This window comes from Enterobacter cloacae complex sp. HYC003_NIDB, from assembly GCF_056673375.1.
The window spans coordinates 3,384,235-3,407,636 of sequence record NZ_CP114220.1 but is presented as its reverse complement, the minus strand read 5'-3'; the positions used below and the strand labels follow the sequence as shown (position 1 = coordinate 3,407,636).

The following is a 23,402-nucleotide window of genomic DNA, read 5'->3' as shown; positions in this document are numbered from 1 at the left end:
GAAGGATGGATAGAACACATGAACTTACATGAATATCAGGCCAAACAGCTGTTTGCCCGGTATGGCTTACCGGCTCCGGTGGGTTATGCCTGTACTACCCCGCGTGAAGCAGAAGAAGCCGCGTCTAAAATCGGTTCCGGCCCGTGGGTAGTTAAATGTCAGGTTCACGCTGGTGGCCGTGGTAAAGCGGGCGGTGTGAAGGTTGTTAAGAGCAAAGAAGAGATCCGTGCGTTTGCTGAACATTGGCTCGGCAAGCGTCTGGTAACCTACCAGACAGATGCGAACGGCCAGCCGGTTAACCAGATCCTGGTTGAAGCGGCAACCGACATCGCGAAAGAACTGTACCTCGGCGCAGTCGTAGACCGTAGCTCCCGTCGCGTGGTGTTCATGGCGTCTACCGAAGGCGGCGTGGAAATCGAAAAAGTGGCGGAAGAAACCCCGCACCTGATCCACAAAGTGGCTATCGATCCGCTGGCTGGCCCAATGCCTTATCAGGGCCGCGAGCTGGCATTCAAGCTGGGTCTGGAAGGCAAGCTGGTTCAGCAGTTCACCAAGATCTTCATGGGCCTGGCGAACATCTTCCTGGAGCGCGATCTGGCGCTGATCGAAATCAACCCGCTAGTGATCACCACTCAGGGCGACCTGATCTGCCTCGACGGCAAGCTGGGCGCTGACGGCAACGCGCTGTTCCGCCAGGCGGATCTGCGTGAAATGCGCGACCAGTCTCAGGAAGACCCGCGTGAAGCGCAGGCTGCACAGTGGGAGCTGAACTACGTCGCACTGGATGGCAACATCGGCTGCATGGTTAACGGTGCGGGCCTGGCAATGGGCACCATGGACATCGTTAAGCTGCACGGCGGTGAGCCAGCGAACTTCCTCGACGTGGGCGGTGGCGCAACCAAAGAGCGCGTAACCGAAGCGTTCAAAATCATTCTCTCTGACAGCAACGTGAAAGCGGTTCTGGTGAACATCTTCGGCGGTATCGTACGTTGCGACCTGATCGCCGACGGTATCATCGGCGCGGTAGAAGAAGTGGGCGTTAACGTTCCGGTTGTTGTACGTCTGGAAGGGAACAACGCTGAACTCGGCGCGAAAAAACTGGCTGACAGCGGCCTGAATATTATTGCAGCGAAAAGTCTGACGGATGCAGCTCAGCAGGTTGTTGCCGCAGTGGAGGGGAAATAATGTCCGTTTTAATTAATAAAGATACCAAGGTTATCTGCCAGGGCTTCACCGGTAGCCAGGGGACTTTCCACTCCGAACAGGCGATTGCCTACGGTACGCAGATGGTTGGCGGCGTAACGCCAGGTAAAGGCGGCACCACGCACCTGGGCCTGCCGGTGTTCAACACCGTGCGTGAAGCGGTAGAAGCGACGGGCGCAACCGCGACCGTGATCTACGTACCGGCGCCGTTCTGCAAAGACTCTATTCTGGAAGCGATCGACGCAGGCATTAAGCTGATCATCACCATCACCGAAGGCATCCCGACGCTGGATATGCTGACCGTGAAGGTGAAGCTGGACGAAGCAGGCGTGCGCATGATCGGCCCGAACTGCCCAGGCGTTATCACTCCAGGCGAATGCAAAATCGGCATCATGCCGGGCCACATTCATCGCCCAGGCAAAGTGGGTATCGTGTCCCGTTCCGGTACCCTGACCTATGAAGCGGTTAAGCAGACCACCGACTACGGTTTCGGCCAGTCCACCTGCGTGGGCATCGGCGGTGACCCGATCCCGGGCTCTAACTTCATCGACATCCTGAAGCTGTTCCAGGAAGATCCACAGACCGAAGCGATCGTGATGATCGGTGAGATCGGTGGTAGCGCGGAAGAAGAAGCGGCTGCTTACATCAAAGATCATGTGACCAAGCCGGTGGTGGGTTACATCGCGGGTGTGACCGCGCCGAAAGGCAAACGTATGGGTCACGCGGGCGCGATTATCGCAGGCGGTAAAGGTACGGCTGATGAGAAATTCGCAGCACTGGAAGCCGCAGGCGTGAAAACCGTTCGCAGCCTGGCGGATATCGGTGAAGCACTGAAATCCATCATTAAGTAAGTCCTCTCTGCTCCCCGAATGGGGCGCGTTGAAGTATAAAAAAATGTCCGTTTCGACATGGTTGGCCGCTGTAAAGCGGCCTTTTTTTATTGCCTGCGTTTAGCCACCAGAGTGAATTTATAGTCGTCGGTGTTAAACACGTTGCGACTGTATTCAAATACCCGGCCGTCTTTCAGAAAGCCACGAGAGACTTTTTCCAGAATCGGTTTTGCCGGATCGAGCGCCAGGGCGGCAATCGCCTCGTCCGATGGCATGACTGGCACCAGCTCCTGCTCGCTGCGATCGATCACCATCTTTTTGATCTGCTCAATGTAATGGTATTTCGACTGTTCCATCACTTCCCAGGTGAGGTCGGGGAACATCGCCAGCGGCATCCATGTCTCTTCCAGATTCACCGGCTTTTCCCTGATGAAGCGTACGCGCTTGACGTGCCAGACCTTATCATCCGGATTGAGCGCAAGTTTTGCCGCGAGCCGCTCATCGGCTTTCACCACTTCGAAGACGCTGACGTCGCTGTGCGTATCGACGTTGCGATCCGCTAACTTTTCGTAAAAGCCGGTGAGCTGATAAATATCGTAATTCACCCGCTCCTCTTTTACATACGAGCCGCTGCCCTGAATACTTTCGATGATCTGCTCGTCGGCGAGCAGCTTCAAAGCCTGCCGCACGGTGACCCGGCTGACGCTAAACGCCTCCTGAAGGCTGGATTCCGTCGGCAGCGCGTCGCCAGGTTTTAACTCACCGGCATTAATTTTCTCGCGGAACGCATCGGCGATCTGCCGGTACATCGGTTTATTGCCCATTGTGTCGCGCCTTTTTAATACGTTTTCAGGGAATTATGCCTTCAGTGGTAAATTTGTAAATAATACAAATAAGATACAAATATCGGTGTTAGTGAAAATGATCACATAAATGTATTATCCGGTCTGCCACAATCCTCCCCAGACAATAACTTTGGATAGGTGAGGATCTTATGAACCTGACGACTCTGACCGACCCCCGTGCTGTCTGCGTGCAGGCGCAGTTTACCAGCCGTGATGAGGCAATCCGTCAGCTTGCGACGCGGCTGGTGGCGTTGGGCAAAATAGCCGACGCCGATACGTTTCTGGCAGACGTTTTCCATCGGGAATCGCTTGGCCCGACGGCGCTGGGCGAGGGGCTGGCCGTACCTCATGGTAAATCAGTGGCGGTAAACGAAGCGGCTTTTGCCGTGGCCACACTGCGTGAGCCGCTGGCCTGGGAAGGTGTGGACGGACCGGAGGAGGTCGAGCTAATTTTTCTGCTCGCCATTCCTCCCGCACAAGCGGGATCAACGCATATTCAGGTCCTGACGGAACTGACGTCTCGCCTGGCGGATGACGAGCTCAGGGCGCGCGTGATGACGGCCACCAGCGCGGAAGCGGTGCTTGCGGCGCTGGAAACGGCGCCTGACGCACAAGAAACCGCCGTTGCGGAGAATGCCCCGACGATCGTCTGCGTTACCGCCTGTCCGGCCGGGATCGCCCATACCTACATGGCAGCGGAGTATCTCGAAAAAGCGGGACGTAAGCTCGGCGTCAATGTGGTGGTCGAAAAGCAGGGGGCAAATGGTATTGAGGGGCGCATCACCGCGCAGCAGTTGCAGGAGGCAAAAGCGTGTATCTTCGCGGCGGAAGTGGCGATCAAAGAGCGTGAGCGTTTTCAGGGGATCCCCGCCATTTCCGTGCCCGTCGCGGAACCCTTACGCCATGCGGAAGCGCTCATTGAGCGTGCGCTGGCGCTACAGCCTGTATCCGATGCGCGTCCTGCGCATGTCGACTCGGACGCGAAAAAGTGCGTTAAAACCGAACTCAAGCAGGCGCTGCTCAGCGGTATCTCCTTTGCGGTGCCGCTGATTGTCGCTGGCGGCACGGTGCTGGCGGTGTCGGTACTGCTGGCGCAAATCCTGGGCTTGCAGCATCTGTTCGATCAGGAAAATTCGTGGCTGTGGATGTACCGCAAACTGGGCGGCGGGATGCTCGGTATTCTGATGGTGCCTGTTCTGGCAGCCTATACCGCTTACTCGCTGGCGGATAAACCTGCGCTAACGCCGGGCTTTGCGGCGGGTCTTGCCGCCAATATGATCGGCTCTGGTTTTCTCGGGGCCATCGTCGGCGGGCTGATTGCGGGCTACCTGATGCGCTGGGTAAAAAACCACATCCGACTGAGTAGCCGCTACAACGGCTTTCTGACCTTTTATCTCTATCCGGTGATTGGCGTGCTGGGCGCAGGCAGCCTGATGCTGTTTGTGATCGGCGAACCGGTGGCCTGGATCAATAATGCCCTGACCGCCTGGCTTAACGGTCTGTCCGGCGCGAATGCGCTGCTGCTGGGGGCGATCCTGGGCTTTATGTGCTCGTTCGATCTGGGCGGTCCGGTCAACAAAGCCTCTTACGCGTTCTGTCTGGGAGCGATGGCCAATGGCGTATACGGGCCTTATGCGATTTTTGCCTCCGTCAAAATGGTATCGGCCTTTACCGTGACGGCATCAACGATGCTGGCTCCGAACCTGTTCAAACAGTTCGAAATTGAAACCGGCAAGTCCACCTGGCTGCTGGGGCTGGCGGGCATCACCGAAGGGGCAATTCCGATGGCTATCGAGGATCCGTTGCGGGTCATTGGCTCATTTGTTCTGGGGTCAATGGTGACCGGAGCGATTGTCGGGGCGATGGGGATTGGGCTATCCACCCCCGGCGCGGGCATTTTCTCGCTCTTCTTACTGCATGATGCCGGGCTGGGCGGCGTGATGGCCGCTGTCGGCTGGTTTGGCGCCGCGCTGGCTGGCGCCGCAATCTCTACGCTCATTTTACTGCTCTGGCGACGCCAGGCCGTGAAGAGCGGCACCTACGTGACTGAAGACATACCATCGTAAACACGCACTGACAGGAAACGAAGATGAAAGCTGTATCTCGCGTTCATATCACGCCACATATGCACTGGGACCGGGAGTGGTACTTCACCACCGAAGCGTCACGTATTCTTCTGGTCAATAATATGGAAGAGATCCTCACTCGTCTTGAGCAGGACACAGAGTATAAATACTACGTACTCGACGGCCAGACGGCGGTGCTGGAAGATTATTTTGCCGTGAAACCGGAAAACAGGCCACGCGTGAAGGCACTGGTGGCGGCCGGGAAGCTGATTATCGGGCCGTGGTATACCCAGACGGATACCACCCTTGTTTCCGGCGAGTCGATTGTTCGAAATCTGATGTACGGTATACGCGACTGTCTGGCCTTTGGCGAGCCGATGAAAATTGGCTATCTGCCGGACTCCTTCGGCATGTCTTCCCAGCTGCCGCACATTTACAATGGTTTTGGCATCACGCGTACCATGTTCTGGCGCGGGTGTTCCGAGCGGCACGGTACCGATAAAACCGAATTTCTCTGGCAAAGCCAGGACGGCAGCGAAGTGACGGCACAGGTGCTACCGCTGGGCTACGCGATTGGTAAGTACTTACCGGAGGATGAGGCCGGGCTGCGCAAACGGCTCGACACGTACTTCGAGGTGCTGGAAAAAGCCTCCGTGACGAAAGAAATTTTGCTGCCTAACGGCCATGATCAGATGCCGCTCCAGCAGAACATCTTTGCGGTGATGGATAAGCTGCGCGAAATCTATCCGCAGCGTCAGTTTGTGATGAGCCGCTTCGAGGAGGTGTTTGACCACATTGACGCGCACCGCGATGAACTGGCGACGCTGAAAGGGGAGTTTATTGACGGTAAATATATGCGGGTGCACCGGACGATAGGCTCCACGCGGATGGACATCAAAATCGCCCACGCCCGGATAGAGAATAAAATCGTCAACGTCCTTGAGCCGCTGGCCACGCTTGCCTGGACGCTGGGCTTTGAGTATCACCACGGCTTGCTGGAAAAAATGTGGAAAGAGATCCTCAAGAATCACGCCCATGACAGTATCGGCTGCTGCTGTAGTGACAAAGTGCATCGTGAGGTGATGTCCCGCTTCGAGCTGGCGGAAGACATGGCCGATAACCTGACGTGCTTCTATATGCGCAAGATTGTCGACAACATGCCGCAGAGCGAGGAAGACAAACTGGTGATGTTTAACCTCACGCCCTGGCCGCGTGAGGAAGTGATTAACACCACGATACGTCTGCGCGCCAGCCAGTTCCGCCTGCTGGACGATAGGGGGAATGAAATCCCTTACTGCCTGCGCAGCGCGCGTGAAATCGACCCCGGCTTGATTGACCGGCAAATTGTGCATTACGGCAACTACGATCCCTTTATGGAGTTTGATATCCAGCTCAATCAGATCCTGCCATCAATGGGTTACCGCACGCTCTATATCGAGCCGCACGTGGCCGGCAAGCTGCTGGCGGCAGAAAAATCGTCGGAGGCGTTGCTGGAAAATGCTTTCTGGGAAATAACGTTAAACGACGACGGCACCCTGCGTCTGCTCGATAAAGCGTCCGGGCTTATCTATGACCGCGCGCTGGAAATAGAAGAGAGCTCGGATGATGGCGATGAGTACGACTACTCGCCTTCACGGGAAGAGTGGAGACTCACTTCCGCTCAGGGCGAGCATGAGGTTGAGGTGATCCACGAGGCCTGGCAGAGCAGGGCGGTGATCCGCCATCGCATGGCGGTGCCGGCGGATCTCGCCGAACGTTCTGCGCGTCAGCAGACGGGAACGCTTGAGGCAGAACTCACGGTCACGCTCAGCCATAACAGCCGACGTATCGACGTTGAGGCGCGTCTCGGAAATCACGCGGATGACCACCGTGTGCGGGTGCTGATCCCGACGCCATTTACCGCAGACACGGTGTTAGCCGATACCCAGTTCGGTTCGCTGACGCGACCTGTACAGGATGAAGCGATGGCGAACTGGCAGGAGGAGGGCTGGAAGGAAGCGCCGCTGCCGGTGTGGAATCTGCTCAACTACGCGGTGCTCCAGGAACGGCGTAACGGAATGGCCCTGTTTACCGAAGGGTTGCGCGAATTTGAAGTGACTGGCGAGCGTCAAAAAACGTTTGCCCTGACGTTGCTTCGCGGCGTGGGGGTGCTTGGGAAGGAAGATTTACTGCTGCGCCCCGGCAGACCGTCCGGGATCAAAATGCCGGTGCCTGATTCGCAGATGCGGGGCCAGTTAACCTGTCGCTTTAGCCTGTTCAGTTTTAATGGTACGCCCGTCAGTGCTGGCGTTGCGCAGCAGACGAAGTCGTGGTTAACGCCAGTGCACTGTTATAACAAAATCCCGTGGGATGCGATGAAGCTTAACCGCGCCTCTTTCACCACCCCTTGTAGCTATAGCCTGTTAACGCTGGCGCCTAACGGATGTGTACTCAGTGCGCTGAAAAAAGCGGAGGATCGTGACGAGATGATTCTTCGTCTGTACAACCCTTCGGGGACCCGCTCCTGTGACGTGGCTTTGTCTGTGAACCGTGAGGTCCAGGCCTGTTGCGAAACGGACATGAATGAGGTGCGCAAGGCGCAAGGGGAGGAGGGTTCAGCCATTACGGGGTCGTTCCGGCCATGCCAGTCACGCACCTTCAGCATAAAAATTGAAAGGTAATCCTCCGAACAAAATAAAGGCCGCATTCCTGCGGCCTTTATTTCATCAAATAGTCACGAAAGGGTGTTAATTTTAAGATTATTAAAGGTGAATGAAATGTAATCGTTTCGGCGGGTAGCAAAGCGAAAGAAAAATACTGTGAAGCAGATAACATTATATGTTTATCTTCCGGCAAAATGCGTTTTTTCTTGCGCGTTAATAAAAATCACAACTGTTTATATTATCTTCTGGCTTTTATAACCAATAACGGCTTTAAATATACATATTGTTAACAAGGTTTTTACTATCCGCACCACAAAGAAACATCATTAACAGCTCTGACTGTTTTTGATTTAAATCAATGTTTAATCCTTGGAAAAAGCCTCCGAAAGGCGTTAAATTGTTCCCGATCAAAATGGCCGAAAAGTGGTAATTTTGCTATAAATTGATCGCCGTCGAAAAACGTAAATCTGTTCGAATAAAAACCTGTTTATTGTAAGGGTTTTGCAGCGTATTATATTTACGGGATCAATTTGGTTTTTTCTTAACGTATTTGTAACCTTTCATCATTGCTTTTTCCTCCTGAAGAGAATAAGCAACGAAGAAGGGAAGCAGATAACTTTGTATTGGGGCATGCGTGTGGATCCTTATCTAACGGGGTTCACTCTCGGAGTCTTCATGCGATGAGCAAGGAGTCATAATGTTAGACGTAGTCGAACTGTCGCGCTTACAGTTTGCCTTGACCGCGATGTACCACTTCCTGTTTGTGCCGCTGACGCTCGGTATGGCGTTCCTGCTGGCCATCATGGAAACGGTTTACGTCCTCTCCGGCAAACAGATTTATAAAGATATGACCAAGTTCTGGGGCAAGTTGTTTGGTATCAACTTTGCGCTGGGCGTGGCAACCGGTCTGACCATGGAGTTCCAGTTTGGGACAAACTGGTCTTACTATTCCCACTATGTAGGGGATATTTTCGGTGCGCCGCTGGCCATTGAAGGTCTGATGGCCTTCTTCCTCGAATCCACCTTTGTAGGTCTGTTCTTCTTCGGTTGGGACCGTCTGGGTAAAGTCCAGCATATGGCGGTAACCTGGCTGGTGGCATTAGGCTCCAACTTGTCCGCACTGTGGATCCTGGTGGCGAACGGCTGGATGCAAAACCCAATCGCATCTGATTTCAACTTCGAAACCATGCGTATGGAGATGGTCAGCTTCGCTGAGCTGGTCCTGAACCCGGTTGCTCAGGTTAAATTCGTTCACACCGTGGCGTCTGGGTATGTGTGCGGCGCGATGTTCGTGCTGGGCATCAGCTCCTACTATATGCTGCGCGGCCGTGACTTCGCGTTCGCCAAGCGTTCTTTTGCTATCGCAGCAAGCTTCGGTATGGCCGCGATTCTGTCCGTGATTGTTCTGGGTGATGAATCCGGTTACGAAATGGGCGACGTGCAGAAAACCAAACTCGCCGCAATTGAAGCTGAATGGGAAACCCAGCCGGCACCGGCAGCGTTTACCCTGTTTGGCGTGCCTGACCAGGAAGCGCAGGAAAACCGCTTCGCCATTCAAATTCCTTACGCTCTGGGTATTATCGCCACGCGCTCCGTCGACAAACAGGTGACTGGCCTGAAAGATCTGATGGTGCAGCATGAAGAGCGTATCCGTAACGGGATGAAAGCCTACTCGCTGCTGGAACAGCTGCGCGCCGGCTCTACCGACCAGGCCGTTCGCGATCAATTTAACGACGTGAAGAAAGACCTCGGTTACGGTCTGCTGCTGAAACGCTATACCCCGAACGTCTCCGACGCGACGGAAGCGCAGATTCAGATGGCAACCAAAGACTCTATTCCACGCGTTGCGCCGCTGTACTTCGCGTTCCGCATCATGGTGGGTTGCGGCATTATCATGCTGCTGATCATCGCGGCCTCGTTCTGGTCAGTCATTCGTAACCGTATCGGTGAGAAAAAATGGCTGCTGCGCACCGCGCTGTACGGTATCCCACTGCCATGGATTGCTATCGAGTCCGGCTGGTTTGTTGCGGAATATGGCCGTCAGCCTTGGGCGATCGGTGAGGTGCTGCCAACAGCGGTAGCGAACTCCTCCCTGACCGCAGGCGACCTGATCTTCTCCATGCTGCTCATTTGCGGTCTGTACACCCTGTTCCTGGTGGCTGAACTGTTCCTGATGTTCAAGTTCGCGCGCCTTGGCCCAAGCAGCCTGAAAACCGGTCGCTACCACTACGAGCAGTCTGTTGCGACTACTCAGCCGGCACGCTAAGACAGGAGTCATCAAATGATCGATTATGAAGTATTGCGTTTTATCTGGTGGCTGCTGATCGGTGTTCTGCTGATTGGTTTCGCGGTCACCGATGGTTTCGACATGGGCGTGGGCATGCTCACCCGTTTCCTCGGTCGTAATGACACCGAGCGTCGAATCATGATCAACTCCATCGCCCCGCACTGGGACGGTAACCAGGTGTGGCTGATCACCGCAGGCGGCGCGCTGTTCGCTGCCTGGCCGATGGTCTACGCGGCTGCGTTCTCCGGCTTCTATGTGGCGATGATTCTGGTGCTGGCTTCTTTATTCTTCCGTCCGGTGGGTTTCGACTACCGTTCCAAGATTGAAGACACCCGCTGGCGTAACATGTGGGACTGGGGCATCTTCATCGGTAGCTTCGTTCCACCGCTGGTCATTGGTGTGGCGTTCGGTAACCTGTTGCAGGGCGTACCGTTCCACGTCGACGAATATATGCGTCTGTTCTACACCGGTAACTTCTTCCAGCTGCTGAATCCGTTTGGTCTGCTGGCAGGCGTGGTGAGCGTGGCGATGATCATCACCCAGGGGGCAACCTATCTCCAGATGCGTACCGTAGGTGAACTGCATCTGCGTTCCCGCGCTACCGCTCAGGTGGCAGCGCTGGTGACGCTGGTCTGCTTCGCTCTGGCAGGCGTGTGGGTGGTGTATGGTATTGATGGATACGTGGTGACGTCCGCTATCAACCATGCTGCACCGTCTAACCCGCTGACCAAAGAAGTGGCGCGTCAGGCCGGTGCATGGCTGGTGAACTTCAACAATACCCCTGTGCTGTGGGCTATCCCGGCTCTGGGTGTGCTGCTGCCACTGCTGACCGTGCTGACGTCTCGTCTGGAGAAAGGCGCTCTGGCGTTCGTATTCTCTTCCCTGACGCTGGCGTGCATCATCCTGACGGCCGGTATTGCGATGTTCCCGTTCGTGATGCCATCCAGCACCATGATGAATGCCAGCCTGACCATGTGGGATGCAACGTCCAGCCATATGACGCTGAACTTAATGACCTATGTGGCTTGCGTGTTCGTTCCGATTGTTCTGGCTTACACCATCTGGTGTTACTGGAAAATGTTCGGTCGTATCACTAAAGAACATATCGAAAGCAACACCCACTCTATGTACTAAGTAAGGAGCTGAATATGTGGTATTTCGCATGGATTTTAGGGACGCTTCTTGCCTGTGCGTTTGGTGTCATCACTGCCCTGGCGCTTGAGCATGTAGAAGCGACCAAAGCAGGTGAAGAAAAGCACTAATGAATATTATCGCAACGTTATATGCGGTAATGGATAAGCGCCCCTTGAGGGCGCTTTCCCTCATTATGGCATTACTGCTGGCAGGCTGTATCTTCTGGGACCCGTCGCGCTTCGCGGCGAAAACCAGCGAGCTTGAAATCTGGCACGGCTTCCTGATTATGTGGGCGGTGTGCGCAGGCGTGATTCACGGTGTCGGCTTTCGTCCGAAAGCGCTACACTGGCAGGGCATCTTCTGCCCACTGATTGCCGATCTGGTTCTCCTCGCCGGTTTGATTTTCTTCTTCTTCTGAATAAGAAATGTCCGTTAACGTTATGGGCTTACCCTGGCCCATAAAAATTTACTCTCCGTTTACTTTCTCCCATTCCAAACCATCATTCCCGCGCGTATAGTAGCGAAGTTTGAAAGCTCCAACTTTTCTTGTATTACCGGGATGTAAAGTGAATACAACGCTGTTTCGATGGCCGGTACGTGTCTATTACGAAGATACCGATGCCGGTGGTGTGGTCTACCACGCCAGCTACGTTGCTTTTTATGAACGGGCACGCACAGAGATGCTGCGCCATCATCACTTTAGTCAACAGGTGCTGTTGGCTGAGCGAGTTGCCTTCGTGGTACGCAAGATGACGCTTGAGTATTTTGCGCCTGCCAGACTCGACGATATGCTCGAAGTCCAAACAGAAATTACATCAATGCGCGGAACTTCACTGGTTTTCACGCAGCGGATAGTCAATGCAGAGAACACGGTACTGAACTCAGCTGAAGTCCTGATTGTCTGTGTTGATCCAACCATAATGAAGCCTCGTGCGCTTCCTAAGTCTATTGTCGCGGAGTTTAAGCAGTGACTGACATGAATATCCTTGATTTGTTCCTGAAGGCAAGCCTTCTGGTTAAACTTATCATGTTGATTTTGATTGGTTTTTCAATCGCATCCTGGGCCATCATCATCCAGAGAACGCGTATCCTCAATGCCGCTGGCCGCGAAGCCGAAGCGTTTGAAGATAAGTTCTGGTCGGGTATTGAGCTTTCTCGTCTGTACCAGGAAAGCCAGGGACGCCGTGATAACCTTTCAGGCTCCGAACAAATTTTCTACAGCGGTTTCAAAGAGTTCGCTCGCTTACATCGCGCTAACAGCCATGCGCCGGAAGCCGTGGTAGAAGGGGCGTCGCGTGCGATGCGCATCTCCATGAACCGCGAACTGGAAAATCTTGAAACGCATATTCCTTTCCTCGGAACCGTTGGCTCCATCAGCCCGTATATCGGCCTGTTTGGTACGGTGTGGGGGATCATGCACGCCTTTATCGCCCTTGGGGCGGTGAAGCAGGCAACGTTGCAGATGGTTGCGCCGGGTATCGCAGAAGCACTGATCGCGACCGCAATCGGTCTGTTCGCCGCAATTCCGGCGGTAATGGCGTACAACCGTCTGAACCAGCGCGTGAACAAACTGGAACTGAACTACGACAACTTTATGGAAGAGTTCACCGCGATTCTGCATCGTCAGGCGTTTACCAGCACCGAGAGCAACAAGGGGTAAACCATGGCCAGATCGCGTGGACGAGGTCGTCGCGAGCTCAAGTCCGAAATCAATATCGTTCCGTTACTGGACGTGCTGCTGGTGCTGCTGCTGATCTTTATGGCGACGGCGCCCATCATCACCCAGAGCGTGGAAGTTGATCTGCCGGATGCGACAGAATCACAGGCGGTAAGCACCAATGACGATCCTCCGGTCATCATTGAGGTTTCCGGCGTAGGGCAGTACAGCGTGGTGGTAGAGAAAGATCGTATGGATCAGCTTCCGCCAGAGCAGGTTATTGCTGAAGCGCAACGACGCCTGGAGTCAAATCCGAAGACGGTCTTCTTAATCGGTGGTGCGAAAGACGTACCATATGATGAAATTATCAAAGCGCTGAACTTGCTACATAGCGCGGGCGTTAAGTCAGTTGGCTTAATGACTCAGCCTATTTGATCATCTGCGTAGTTTTTGGGAACCGATAGTGTCAAAGGCAACCGAACAGAACGACAAGCTTAAGCGAGCGATAATCGTCTCCGCAGTGCTGCACGTAATTCTTTTTGCAGCGCTGATCTGGAGTTCGTTCGATGAGCACCTTGATGCATCAGGCGGCGGTGGGGGGTCCTCCATCGACGCCGTTATGGTGGATCCTGGTGCGATCGTTCAGAACTATAATCGTCAGCAACAGCAGCAGGCGAGCTCTAAACGTGCTGAAGAGCAGCGAGAAAAACAGGCGCAACAGCAGGCGGAAGAGCTGCGTGAAAAGCAGGCCGCTGAGCAGGAACGTCTGAAGCAGCTAGAGAAAGAGCGTTTGCAGGCGCAGGAAGCGGCGAAAGAGCAGGCAGAGCAGCAGAAGCAGGCTGAAGCCGCTGCGAAGAAGGCGCAGGAACAGCAGAAGCAGGCGGAAGAGGCGGCAGCCAAAGCCGCGGCTGATGCAAAAGCGCAGGCTGACGCACAGGCGAAATTAGCGGCTGACGCGGCGAAGAAAGCCGCTGCTGATGCTCAGAAAAAAGCGGAAGCAGAAGCTGCGAAGAAAGCCGCTGCTGATGCCCAGAAGAAAGCGGAAGCAGAAGCTGCGAAGAAAGCCGCTGCTGATGCCCAGAAGAAAGCGGAAGCAGAAGCCGCGAAGAAAGCCGCTCAGGAAGCAGAGAAGAAAGCTGCTGCCGATGCTGCGAAGAAAGCGGCTGCTGCCGAGAAGGCTGCGGCTGAAAAAGCGGCTGCCGCTGAAAAAGCTGCGGCTGATAAAAAAGCTGCTGCCGAAAAAGCCGCAGCCGACAAGAAAGCTGCCGCTGAAAAAGCCGCTGCCAGGAAGGCCGCTGCTGAAAAAGCTGCCGCTGAAGCAGCCACCGCTGACGATATCATTGGCGACCTGAGTTCTGGTAAGAATGCGCCGAAAACTGGCGGTGGGGCAAAAGGGAGTAATGCAGCCCCGGCGGGAAGCGGTAACACTAAGAACAACGGTGCTTCTGGCGCTGAGATTAACGACTACAAGAACCAGATTGCTGCGGCTATATCCAGCAGGCTTAACGATAAATCATTGTATACAGGGAAAACATGCAGACTGCATATTAAACTGCATACTGATGGTACCGTGCTGAGCGTTGAGTCTGAAGGAGGCGATGACGCATTATGCCAGGCTGCACTTGTGGCAGTGAATCAGGCAAAACTGCCAAAACCTCCGTCACAGGCTGTCTATGAAGTGTTCAAAGACGCTTCGCTGAACTTTAAGCCATAAGCAGAGCTGCGGTTATCGGGTTCTGATAGTTTTGTGTATTTGAGTTTGTTAACCTTCTGCTAAATTATCCAGGACTTATTGTTCGGATAAGGGAGATATGATGAAGCAGGCATTACGATTAGCTTTTGGTTTTTTAGTACTGTTGACGTCAGCAGTGCATGCCACAGTAAGCATCGACATTACCGACTGGAACGACTCAGCGCGTCCAATCGGTGTCGTTCCGTTCCAGTGGGCAGGCCCGGGCGCTGCGCCTGAAGATATTGGCGGCATTGTTGCAGCTGACCTGCGTAACAGCGGTAAATTTAACCCCTTAGATCGTTCTCGTCTGCCGCAGCAGCCGGGTACCGCTCAGGAAGTTCAACCTGCTGCATGGTCTGCACTGGGTATTGATGCCGTGGTTGTCGGACAGGTTACTCCTGCGCCAGACGGCGGCTATAACGTCGCTTATCAGCTGGTGGATACCGGCGGTGCGCCGGGTACCGTTCTGGCTCAAAACACGTATAAGGTGAACAAGCAGTGGCTGCGTTACGCAGGCCATACGGCGAGTGACGAAGTGTTTGAGAAGCTGACCGGTATTAAAGGTGCGTTCCGTACTCGTATCGCGTACGTAGTACAGACTAACGGCGGCCAGTTCCCTTATGAGCTGCGCGTCTCTGACTACGATGGCTACAACCAGTTCACCGTACACCGTTCACCACAGCCGCTGATGTCTCCGGCATGGTCTCCGGACGGCTCTAAGCTGGCGTACGTGACCTTCGAAAGCGGCCGTTCCGCGCTGGTTATCCAGACGCTCTCTAACGGTGCTGTGCGTCAGGTTGCGTCATTCCCGCGTCACAACGGTGCGCCTGCGTTCTCTCCGGACGGTACCAAACTGGCGTTTGCCCTGTCTAAAACCGGTAGCCTGAACCTGTACGTGATGGATATTGGTTCTGGTCAGATCCGTCAGGTCACGGATGGTCGTAGCAACAACACTGAGCCAACCTGGTTCCCGGACAGCCAGAATCTGGCCTTTACGTCTGACCAGGCAGGTCGTCCACAAGTTTATAAAGTGAATATCAACGGCGGAGCAGCGCAGCGTATTACCTGGGAAGGTTCTCAGAACCAGGATGCTGACGTCAGTGCCGATGGTAAAACGATGGTAATGGTCAGTACTGCGGGTGGTCAGCAGCACATTGCCAAACAAGATCTGGTAACGGGGGGCGTACAAGTACTGTCGTCAACGTTCCTGGATGAAACGCCAAGTCTGGCACCTAACGGCACCATGGTAATCTACAGCTCTTCTCAGGGGATGGGATCCGTGCTGAATCTGGTTTCTACAGATGGGCGTTTCAAAGCGCGTCTTCCGGCAACTGATGGACAGGTAAAATCACCTGCCTGGTCGCCGTATCTGTAATAATAATTAATTGATTACTAAAGGAATCTTAGAAATGCAACTGAACAAAGTGCTGAAGGGGCTGATGATCGCTCTGCCTGTTATGGCAATCGCAGCGTGTTCTTCTAACAAGAATGCAAGCAATGACCAGAGCGGCGAAGGCATGATGGGTGCCGGCACCGGTATGGACGCTAACGGCAATGGCAATATGTCTTCTGAAGAGCAAGCGCGTCTTCAGATGCAGCAGTTACAGCAGAACAACATCGTTTACTTCGATCTGGATAAATACGACATCCGTTCTGACTTCGCTGCAATGCTGGATGCGCACGCAAACTTCCTGCGTAGCAACCCGTCTTACAAAGTCACCGTAGAAGGTCATGCGGACGAACGTGGTACTCCAGAGTACAACATCTCCCTGGGTGAACGTCGTGCAAACGCTGTTAAAATGTACCTCCAGGGTAAAGGCGTTTCTGCTGACCAGATCTCCATCGTTTCTTACGGTAAAGAAAAACCAGCAGTACTGGGTCACGACGAAGCGGCTTACTCCAAAAACCGTCGTGCCGTACTCGTTTACTAAGAGAATTGCATGAGCAGTAACTTCAGACATCATCTGATGAGTCTGTCGTTACTGGTTGGAATAGCGGCCCCCTGGGCCGCTTTTGCTCAGGCACCAATCAGTAGTGTCGGCTCAGGCTCGGTAGAAGACCGGGTCACTCAACTCGAGCGTATTTCTAACGCTCACAGCCAGCTTTTAACTCAACTCCAGCAGCAGCTTTCCGATAACCAGAATGATATTGATTCCCTTCGTGGTCAGATCCAGGAGAGTCAGTATCAGCTTAATCAGGTTGTGGAGCGCCAGAAGCAAATTTTGTTGCAGATGGATAGCCTGAACAGCGGCGGAGCAGCAGCACAGCCAGCAGCAGGCGATCGAAGCGGTGCGGCAACGCCTGCACCTGCGGCAGATGCCTCCGCGTCGTCTGGTGCGCCTGTACAGAGCGGTGACGCGAATACGGACTACAACGCGGCCATTGCCCTGGTGCAGGACAAATCGCGGCAGGACGATGCTATCGTTGCGTTTCAGAACTTCATTAAGAAGTACCCTGATTCCACTTACCAGCCAAATGCGAACTACTGGCTGGGTCAGTTGAATTACAACAAGGGTAAAAAGGATGATGCGGCGTTTTATTTTGCCTCTGTGGTGAAAAATTACCCGAAATCACCGAAAGCGCCTGATGCGATGTATAAAGTCGGCGTGATCATGCAGGACAAAGGCGACACTGCAAAAGCCAAAGCGGTTTATCAGCAGGTGGTTGCGAAATTCCCGGGTACAGACGGCGCCAAACAAGCGCAAAAACGTTTGAGTTCGATGGGTTGATTATCGCATGACCAGAAATCGCGTCATTTCTGGTCGTGCAGCATGATTCCTAAGCAGTTAAGTGATCTTCATCGAAATTTTTGTTGCGCAGAATTCTTAAATCAGTAATATATGCCGCCGTTGCCACGGGATATCAAACAACGTGAAAGCAGCGCAAAAGTGGGTCGTTAGCTCAGTTGGTAGAGCAGTTGACTTTTAATCAATTGGTCGCAGGTTCGAATCCTGCACGACCCACCACTTAAAGCAGTTCCGGCAGTACAGAGTGGGTGATTAGCTCAGTTGGTAGAGCATCTCCTTTACACGGAGGGGGTCGGCGGTTCGAGCCCGTCATCACCCACCACTCGGGTCGTTAGCTCAGTTGGTAGAGCAGTTGACTTTTAATCAATTGGTCGCAGGTTCGAATCCTGCACGACCCACCAATTTTATTGGTTCCGAGTGATAATTCAGGCAACACCCCAATGGGTCGTTAGCTCAGTTGGTAGAGCAGTTGACTTTTAATCAATTGGTCGCAGGTTCGAATCCTGCACGACCCACCAGCCTGAATAGATTTGAAGTACATCCCGCAAGGGGTCGTTAGCTCAGTTGGTAGAGCAGTTGACTTTTAATCAATTGGTCGCAGGTTCGAATCCTGCACGACCCACCAGTGTTGAAAGGCGCCCTAAAGGCGCCTTTTTGCTATCTGTCGTTCGCCAGTGCCTTGTAGGTCGGGTAAGGCGAAGCCGCCACCCGACAGATGCTACCGGCATCAATTCCCGATGACATTCCCCCTCAAATTCGCTATCTTGTTTAGTATACAAAACACCATTGCCTCATTTTTGTTATCTCATGCAAAACAAAGGCAATATTGTTAAGCCAGTAAAACGAGAAGCCATAATGAGTGTGATGTTTGATCCCGAAACCGCAATCTATCCCTTCCCGCCGAAGCCCGCTCTGCTAAGCCGGGATGAAAAACAGTTCTATCGTGAAAAAATCAAGCGCCTGCTTAAAGAGCGTGATGCGGTGATGGTGGCGCATTACTACACCGACCCGGAAATTCAGCAGCTGGCAGAAGAGACGGGCGGCTGTATCTCAGATTCCCTGGAAATGGCGCGTTTCGGTGCAAAACATCCTGCCTCCACGCTGCTGGTTGCAGGTGTGCGCTTCATGGGCGAAACGGCAAAAATTCTCAGCCCGGAAAAAACCATACTGATGCCGACGCTGAATGCCGAATGCTCCCTTGACCTCGGTTGCCCGATTGATGAGTTCACCGCCTTCTGTGATGCCCACCCTGATCGTACCGTGGTGGTCTATGCCAACACGTCTGCGGCGGTGAAAGCCCGGGCAGACTGGGTAGTGACCTCCAGTATCGCCGTTGAGCTGATTGAGCATCTGGACAGCCTGGGGGAGAAAATCATCTGGGCGCCCGATCGTCACCTGGGAAACTATGTACAAAAACAAACCGGTGCGGATGTGCTGTGCTGGCAGGGCGCCTGTATCGTTCACGACGAGTTTAAGACCCAGGCCCTGACGCGCATGAGAGGGTTATATCCGGACGCCGCGATTCTGGTGCACCCGGAATCCCCGCAGTCCATCGTCGACATGGCGGATGCCGTCGGGTCAACCAGCCAGCTCATTCATGCTGCGAAAACCCTGTCACACAAGCAGCTCATTGTGGCGACCGATCGCGGTATCTTCTACAAGATGCAGCAGGCCGTGCCGGAAAAAACGTTGCTCGAAGCGCCGACCGCCGGAGAAGGGGCGACCTGCCGAAGCTGCGCGCATTGCCCGTGGATGGCGATGAATGGGCTCAAAGCGATTGCGGAGGGGCTGGAAAACGGTGGCGCAGCGCATGAGATCCACGTGGATGCCGCTCTGCGTGAAGGCGCGTTAATTCCACTTAACCGTATGCTGGATTTTGCGGCTACACTACGTACTTAACTTATTACGCCCCGGAGAAAAAATGGATTTTTTTAGCACACAGAACATCCTGGTTCATATCCCGATTGGTGCGGGCGGCTATGACCTGTCGTGGATTGAAGCGGTGGGTACGCTGGCCGGTTTACTCTGTATCTGGCTGGCCAGCCTTGAGAAGATCAGCAACTATGCGTTCGGGCTGATAAACGTCACGCTGTTTGCGATCATCTTTTTCCAGATCCAGCTCTACGCCAGCCTGCTTCTACAGCTGTTCTTCTTCGCAGCCAATATCTATGGCTGGTACGCCTGGTCTCGGCAAAACAGTCAGCAGGAGGCGGAACTGCAAATCCGCTGGCTGCCGTTGCCAAAAGCCATCGCCTGGTTCGCGGCCTGCGTGGTGGCTATCGGCTTTATGACCGTCTTTATTGATCCGGTATTTGCCTTCCTGACGCGCGTGGCGGTCTCGGTCATGTCGGGTCTGGGATTAAACGTGACGATGCCTGAGCTTCAGCCGGATGCCTTCCCGTTCTGGGATTCCTGCATGATGGTGTTGTCGATTGCCGCAATGATCCTGATGACCCGTAAATACGTTGAGAACTGGCTGCTGTGGGTGGTCATCAACGTCATTAGCGTGGTGATTTTTGCCCGCCAGGGTGTTTATGCCATGTCGCTGGAGTACATGCTGCTGACGGTCATTGCCCTGAACGGTAGCCGCATGTGGATTAACAGCGCGCGTGAGCGTGGCTCGCGCGCGCTTTCCCGTTAATGGTGATGGGCGTGTGAGTGGCCGGACTGCGCCTCGTTCAGGTGACAGTCTGGCCCGTTACATGGCTGATACTCCATCTGGATGGTGGCGTGCGCAATTTCGTAGTGATGCTCAAGGAAGTGCCGAATACGTTCAAGCAACGCATCGTGATCGTGGGGCGGAATAACCTGAACGTGCAGCGTCATAAGCGGTTTCTCACCCACCAGCCAGACGTGAACGTGGTGAACGTTACGGACTTCAGGAATGGAACGACACAGATTGCGTTTTAGCTCGCCAATATCCAGCGACGTGGGAGCGCCTTCCAGCAGCTCATTGACGCTCTCTTTCAACAGCCGCCAGGCACTGCGTAATACAAGGCACGATACCAGCACGGAAAGAATCGGGTCGATAGGGGTCCAGCCCGTGCCCATAATGATCAGCGCGGCTACGATGGCCCCTACGGAACCCAGCAGATCGCCCAGCACATGAAGCGCCGCGGCCCGTACGTTCAGATTTTTTTCACTGCTACCGCGGTGCAATATCCAGAACGCCAGAATATTGGCGACCAACCCGGCAATGGCGATAACCATCATTGTCGTCCCGGCTATCGGTTGTGGATGCCGAAAGCGCTGAAAAGCCTCCCAGACGATAAGAAGAGTAATGACCACCAGTGCAATCGCATTCACAAAGGCGGCAAGCGTGGTCAGTCTGAGCCAGCCAAAGGTGTGGCGGGTATTGGGAGGGCGACGGGCAAACTGCACGGCCAGCAGAGCAAACAGGAGCGCGGCAGCGTCGGTCAGCATATGCCCGGCATCGGCCAGCAGCGCCAGCGATCCGGATATCAGCCCGCCTGTTACCTCAATTATCATAAAGGTGGCAGTGACGCCAAAAGCCAGCAGAAGCCGTTTGGCATTTTCATCGCCAGTGGAGTGGGAGTGGGAGTGGGAGTGCGCCATGGTATCGTTCCTGATTTATTATTATTTTTAGTTTAGCGTTTTTAAGAGCTTAAATAAAAAAGGAGAGCATTCGCTCTCCCTGTTTTACCTTACGGAAGGTTACTGGGTAGTACCGTCCGTTTTGGTATTGGCATCGCTGCCTACTTTGTCATTCGGGTCCGGGCATTTCCCGTCTTTACACACAGAGTTTTTATGAACCTCGTCGGTGGTCATACCCTCATGGTTCATCGTGCCTGTGCTCGTCCCGCCGGTGTTGGTATTGCCCGTGTTGATATTACTGTTATCAACATTGTTTGGCGCAATATTCTGTTTTGCATCCGGCGCAACCTGGCCCGCTTCGGCAGCGGCATTAGCGTCGCCATTGCTGCCGGATGAGCCTGCGTCAGCAGCCAGTACGCTACCGCTTGCCAGAGTAAGGGTTGCCGTCAGGAAAAGCGTAGTCAGTTTCGTCATTTTCATCATGGTGCTCCTGTTCTTATCGTTACGCTGGATAACATTCTCCAACAGTGCATCTTGTTCAGTGGCGAAAGATCCCAGTTTCCTGATTTATGTCAGGATGGAATCGCGTATAAATATTTAAAAACAGTCGTTACAAGTAAAAAGCTTAGGCGAGATCTCATTTTTCGCTATTTTGTTGTGTATTTTAGGCGAATTCCAGGAATTATCTGCGCGAAGTGTAAAAGCCCGTTTACACTTCGTGGCCGACAAGTTAGATTGAAAGGATTGCTTTCATTACTAAAGATATGGCAGAGCCGGAAAGAAGATGAATTATCAGAACGACGATTTACGCATTAAAGAGATCAATGAGTTATTACCTCCCGTAGCGCTCCTTGAAAAATTCCCCGCCACCGAAAATGCCGCCAACACGGTGTCTCATGCCCGCAAGGCGATCCACAAGATCCTGAAAGGTAGCGACGATCGTCTTCTGGTGGTCATTGGGCCGTGCTCCATTCACGATCCTGCTGCGGCCAAAGAGTATGCGTCCCGTCTGCTCGCCCTGCGTGAAGAGCTGAAAGGCGAACTGGAAATCGTGATGCGCGTTTATTTCGAAAAACCGCGTACCACCGTGGGCTGGAAAGGGTTGATCAACGATCCGCATATGGACAACAGTTTCCAGATCAACGACGGCCTGCGCATTGCGCGTAAGCTGCTGCTGGAGATCAACGACAGCGGGCTGCCTGCTGCCGGAGAATTCCTCGATATGATCACCCCGCAGTATCTGGCTGACCTGATGAGCTGGGGCGCTATTGGCGCGCGTACGACGGAATCTCAGGTTCACCGTGAGCTGGCGTCTGGCCTGTCATGCCCGGTGGGGTTCAAAAATGGCACTGATGGCACCATTAAAGTCGCTATTGACGCCATTAATGCGGCTGGCGCGCCGCACTGCTTCCTGTCGGTGACCAAGTGGGGCCACTCCGCTATCGTGAATACCAGCGGTAATGGCGATTGCCATATCATACTGCGCGGCGGTAAAGAGCCTAACTACAGTGCTAAACACGTAGCGGAGGTAAAAGCAGGGCTGGAGAAAGCGGGTCTGGCACCGCAGGTGATGATCGATTTCAGCCATGCCAACTCCAGCAAACAGTTTAAAAAGCAGATGGAAGTCGGCGCAGATGTGTGTCAGCAAATCGCCAGCGGTGAACGCGCAGTGATTGGGGTGATGATTGAGAGCCATCTGGTGGAAGGCAACCAGAACCTGGAGGGCAGTGAGCCGCTGGTCTACGGTAAGAGCGTGACGGATGCCTGCATTGGCTGGGACGATACCGATGCGATCCTGCGTCAGTTGGCGGATGCGGTTAAAGCGCGTCGCGGCTAAGTTTGTCCCGGGCAATAAAAAAGCGTGGATTGCTCCACGCTTTTTTTATGTCCGGGGAATATTACTTCGCTTTACCTTGGTTCGCCACGGCCGCCGCTTTTGCAGCGATTTCGTCGGCGTTACCCAGGTAGTAATGTTTAACTGGCTTGAAGTTTTCGTCGAACTCGTACACCAGCGGCACGCCGGTAGGGATATTCAGCTCGAGGATTTCATCTTCACCCATGTTGTCCAGGTATTTCACCAGCGCACGCAGGGAGTTACCGTGAGCAGCGATAATGACGCGCTCGCCGCTTTTCAGGCGTGGCAGAATGGTTTCGTTCCAGTAAGGCACAACGCGGTCGATGGTCAGCGCCAGGCTTTCGGTCTGCGGCAGTTCAGCCTCAGTCAGCTTCGCGTAACGCGGATCGTGGCCCGGGTAGCGCTCGTCATCTTTGCTCAGCTCTGGAGGCGTGACCGCAAAACCACGACGCCACTGCTTAACCTGCTCGTCACCGTATTTTTCTGCGGTTTCCGCTTTGTTCAGACCTTGCAGCGCACCGTAGTGACGCTCGTTCAGTTTCCAGGATTTCTCAACCGGCAGCCAGGCCTGATCCAGCTCGTCCAGAACGTTCCACAGGGTATGGATGGCACGTTTCAGCACAGAGGTGTAAGCAAAGTCAAAGGTGAAGCCTTCTTCTTTCAGCAGTTTACCTGCCGCTTTTGCTTCGCTCACGCCTTTCTCGGACAGATCAACGTCATACCAACCGGTGAAGCGGTTTTCGTTGTTCCACTGGCTTTCGCCGTGGCGCACCAGGACAAGCTTAGTATTAGCCATTTCTTACTCCTCAAGCATTTTGAATGATAACAATTCTCATTATATTGCTGTGA

22 protein-coding genes and 5 tRNA genes are annotated in these 23,402 nt (G+C 53.9%); 23 read left to right on the top strand and 4 right to left on the bottom strand.

Annotated elements, in window-relative coordinates; all coding sequences use genetic code 11:
* Window positions 1–18 precede the first annotated feature (18 nt).
* Both sucC and sucD read left to right on the top strand, forming a co-directional pair.
* On the top strand, window positions 19–1,185 hold the full coding sequence (gene sucC / locus O1722_RS16250; RefSeq protein ID WP_033486397.1) for an ADP-forming succinate--CoA ligase subunit beta: 1,167 nt from the start codon (window positions 19–21) through the stop codon (window positions 1,183–1,185).
* On the top strand, window positions 1,185–2,054 hold the full coding sequence (sucD, locus tag O1722_RS16245; protein WP_003858609.1) for a succinate--CoA ligase subunit alpha: 870 nt from the start codon (window positions 1,185–1,187) through the stop codon (window positions 2,052–2,054). Before sucC ends, sucD begins: the two co-directional genes overlap by 1 nt.
* Window positions 2,055–2,140: 86 nt before the next feature.
* Here sucD and O1722_RS16240 read toward each other — a convergent pair whose 3' ends face one another.
* Entirely contained in the window at window positions 2,141–2,857 is a 717-nt protein-coding gene (locus O1722_RS16240; RefSeq protein ID WP_017384967.1) for a GntR family transcriptional regulator, read from the bottom strand.
* Window positions 2,858–3,027: 170 nt separating this feature from the next.
* On the opposite strand from O1722_RS16240, the gene mngA reads away from it, so the two are divergent.
* The 20 genes from mngA to pnuC all read left to right on the top strand — a co-directional run bounded on the left by mngA (window position 3,028) and on the right by pnuC (window position 19,784).
* On the top strand, window positions 3,028–4,944 hold the full coding sequence (mngA, locus tag O1722_RS16235; protein WP_033486396.1) for a PTS 2-O-a-mannosyl-D-glycerate transporter subunit IIABC: 1,917 nt from the start codon (window positions 3,028–3,030) through the stop codon (window positions 4,942–4,944).
* 23 nt (window positions 4,945–4,967) lie between these two features.
* A complete protein-coding gene (mngB, locus tag O1722_RS16230; protein WP_033486394.1) occupies window positions 4,968–7,604 on the top strand; it encodes a mannosylglycerate hydrolase in 2,637 nt (878 codons plus the stop codon).
* Between the two features lie 679 nt (window positions 7,605–8,283).
* Window positions 8,284–9,852, top strand: a complete 1,569-nt coding sequence (gene cydA, locus O1722_RS16225; RefSeq protein WP_003858601.1) for a cytochrome ubiquinol oxidase subunit I — start codon at window positions 8,284–8,286, stop codon at window positions 9,850–9,852.
* A gap of 15 nt (window positions 9,853–9,867) precedes the next feature.
* Complete coding sequence (gene cydB / locus O1722_RS16220) at window positions 9,868–11,007, top strand: cytochrome d ubiquinol oxidase subunit II (RefSeq protein ID WP_023303309.1); 1,140 nt, start codon at window positions 9,868–9,870, stop codon at window positions 11,005–11,007.
* 14 nt (window positions 11,008–11,021) lie between these two features.
* Window positions 11,022–11,135, top strand: coding sequence for a cytochrome bd-I oxidase subunit CydX (gene cydX / locus O1722_RS16215; RefSeq protein ID WP_003858598.1), 114 nt, complete (start codon window positions 11,022–11,024; stop codon window positions 11,133–11,135).
* A complete protein-coding gene (ybgE, locus tag O1722_RS16210; RefSeq protein ID WP_003858596.1) occupies window positions 11,135–11,425 on the top strand; it encodes a cyd operon protein YbgE in 291 nt (96 codons plus the stop codon). The genes cydX and ybgE overlap by 1 nt, the downstream gene beginning before the upstream one ends.
* Window positions 11,426–11,573: 148 nt before the next feature.
* Window positions 11,574–11,978, top strand: coding sequence for a tol-pal system-associated acyl-CoA thioesterase (gene ybgC, locus O1722_RS16205; RefSeq protein WP_003858593.1), 405 nt, complete (start codon window positions 11,574–11,576; stop codon window positions 11,976–11,978).
* Window positions 11,975–12,667 carry a Tol-Pal system protein TolQ gene (gene tolQ, locus O1722_RS16200; RefSeq protein ID WP_003858590.1) on the top strand — a complete coding sequence of 231 codons (693 nt, stop codon included), beginning with the start codon at window positions 11,975–11,977 and terminating at the stop codon, window positions 12,665–12,667. Before ybgC ends, tolQ begins: the two co-directional genes overlap by 4 nt.
* A 3-nt stretch (window positions 12,668–12,670) precedes the next feature.
* Window positions 12,671–13,099 (top strand): colicin uptake protein TolR, encoded by a 429-nt coding sequence (tolR, locus tag O1722_RS16195; RefSeq protein WP_003858589.1) that lies wholly within the window; start codon window positions 12,671–12,673, stop codon window positions 13,097–13,099.
* Between the two features lie 28 nt (window positions 13,100–13,127).
* The gene (tolA, locus tag O1722_RS16190; protein ID WP_017384963.1) at window positions 13,128–14,378 is read left to right on the top strand and encodes a cell envelope integrity protein TolA; all 1,251 of its coding nucleotides are present in this window, start codon (window positions 13,128–13,130) and stop codon (window positions 14,376–14,378) included.
* 100 nt (window positions 14,379–14,478) lie between these two features.
* Complete coding sequence (tolB, locus tag O1722_RS16185) at window positions 14,479–15,771, top strand: Tol-Pal system beta propeller repeat protein TolB (RefSeq protein WP_017384962.1); 1,293 nt, start codon at window positions 14,479–14,481, stop codon at window positions 15,769–15,771.
* A gap of 34 nt (window positions 15,772–15,805) precedes the next feature.
* Window positions 15,806–16,327, top strand: a complete 522-nt coding sequence (gene pal / locus O1722_RS16180; protein ID WP_003858578.1) for a peptidoglycan-associated lipoprotein Pal — start codon at window positions 15,806–15,808, stop codon at window positions 16,325–16,327.
* A 9-nt stretch (window positions 16,328–16,336) separates the two neighbouring features.
* Window positions 16,337–17,125: a cell division protein CpoB gene (gene cpoB, locus O1722_RS16175; protein ID WP_033486393.1), complete on the top strand. Its 789-nt coding sequence runs from the start codon at window positions 16,337–16,339 to the stop codon at window positions 17,123–17,125.
* A 161-nt stretch (window positions 17,126–17,286) separates the two neighbouring features.
* Window positions 17,287–17,362 (top strand) — tRNA-Lys (locus tag O1722_RS16170).
* Window positions 17,363–17,389: 27 nt separating this feature from the next.
* Window positions 17,390–17,465 (top strand) — tRNA-Val (locus O1722_RS16165).
* 3 nt (window positions 17,466–17,468) lie between these two features.
* Window positions 17,469–17,544: transfer RNA gene (locus O1722_RS16160), tRNA-Lys, on the top strand.
* 41 nt (window positions 17,545–17,585) lie between these two features.
* Window positions 17,586–17,661, top strand: a tRNA-Lys gene (locus tag O1722_RS16155).
* A gap of 31 nt (window positions 17,662–17,692) precedes the next feature.
* Window positions 17,693–17,768, top strand: a tRNA-Lys gene (locus O1722_RS16150).
* A gap of 230 nt (window positions 17,769–17,998) precedes the next feature.
* Complete coding sequence (nadA, locus tag O1722_RS16145; protein ID WP_033486391.1) at window positions 17,999–19,042, top strand: quinolinate synthase NadA; 1,044 nt, start codon at window positions 17,999–18,001, stop codon at window positions 19,040–19,042.
* A 22-nt stretch (window positions 19,043–19,064) separates the two neighbouring features.
* Window positions 19,065–19,784: a nicotinamide riboside transporter PnuC gene (gene pnuC / locus O1722_RS16140; protein ID WP_023296141.1), complete on the top strand. Its 720-nt coding sequence runs from the start codon at window positions 19,065–19,067 to the stop codon at window positions 19,782–19,784.
* Here the strand turns inward: pnuC and zitB are convergent.
* Both zitB and O1722_RS16130 read right to left on the bottom strand, forming a co-directional pair.
* Window positions 19,781–20,719 (bottom strand): CDF family zinc transporter ZitB, encoded by a 939-nt coding sequence (zitB, locus tag O1722_RS16135; protein WP_015571102.1) that lies wholly within the window; start codon window positions 20,717–20,719, stop codon window positions 19,781–19,783. The genes pnuC and zitB overlap by 4 nt on opposite strands.
* 99 nt (window positions 20,720–20,818) lie before the next feature.
* On the bottom strand, window positions 20,819–21,178 hold the full coding sequence (locus O1722_RS16130) for a protein YbgS (RefSeq protein ID WP_017384957.1): 360 nt from the start codon (window positions 21,176–21,178) through the stop codon (window positions 20,819–20,821).
* A gap of 304 nt (window positions 21,179–21,482) precedes the next feature.
* On the opposite strand from O1722_RS16130, the gene aroG reads away from it, so the two are divergent.
* Window positions 21,483–22,535, top strand: coding sequence for a 3-deoxy-7-phosphoheptulonate synthase AroG (gene aroG, locus O1722_RS16125; protein ID WP_003858564.1), 1,053 nt, complete (start codon window positions 21,483–21,485; stop codon window positions 22,533–22,535).
* Window positions 22,536–22,596: 61 nt separating this feature from the next.
* Here the strand turns inward: aroG and gpmA are convergent, their stop codons facing one another.
* Window positions 22,597–23,349 carry a 2,3-diphosphoglycerate-dependent phosphoglycerate mutase gene (gpmA, locus tag O1722_RS16120; RefSeq protein WP_006809557.1) on the bottom strand — a complete coding sequence of 251 codons (753 nt, stop codon included), beginning with the start codon at window positions 23,347–23,349 and terminating at the stop codon, window positions 22,597–22,599.
* Window positions 23,350–23,402 lie beyond the last annotated feature (53 nt).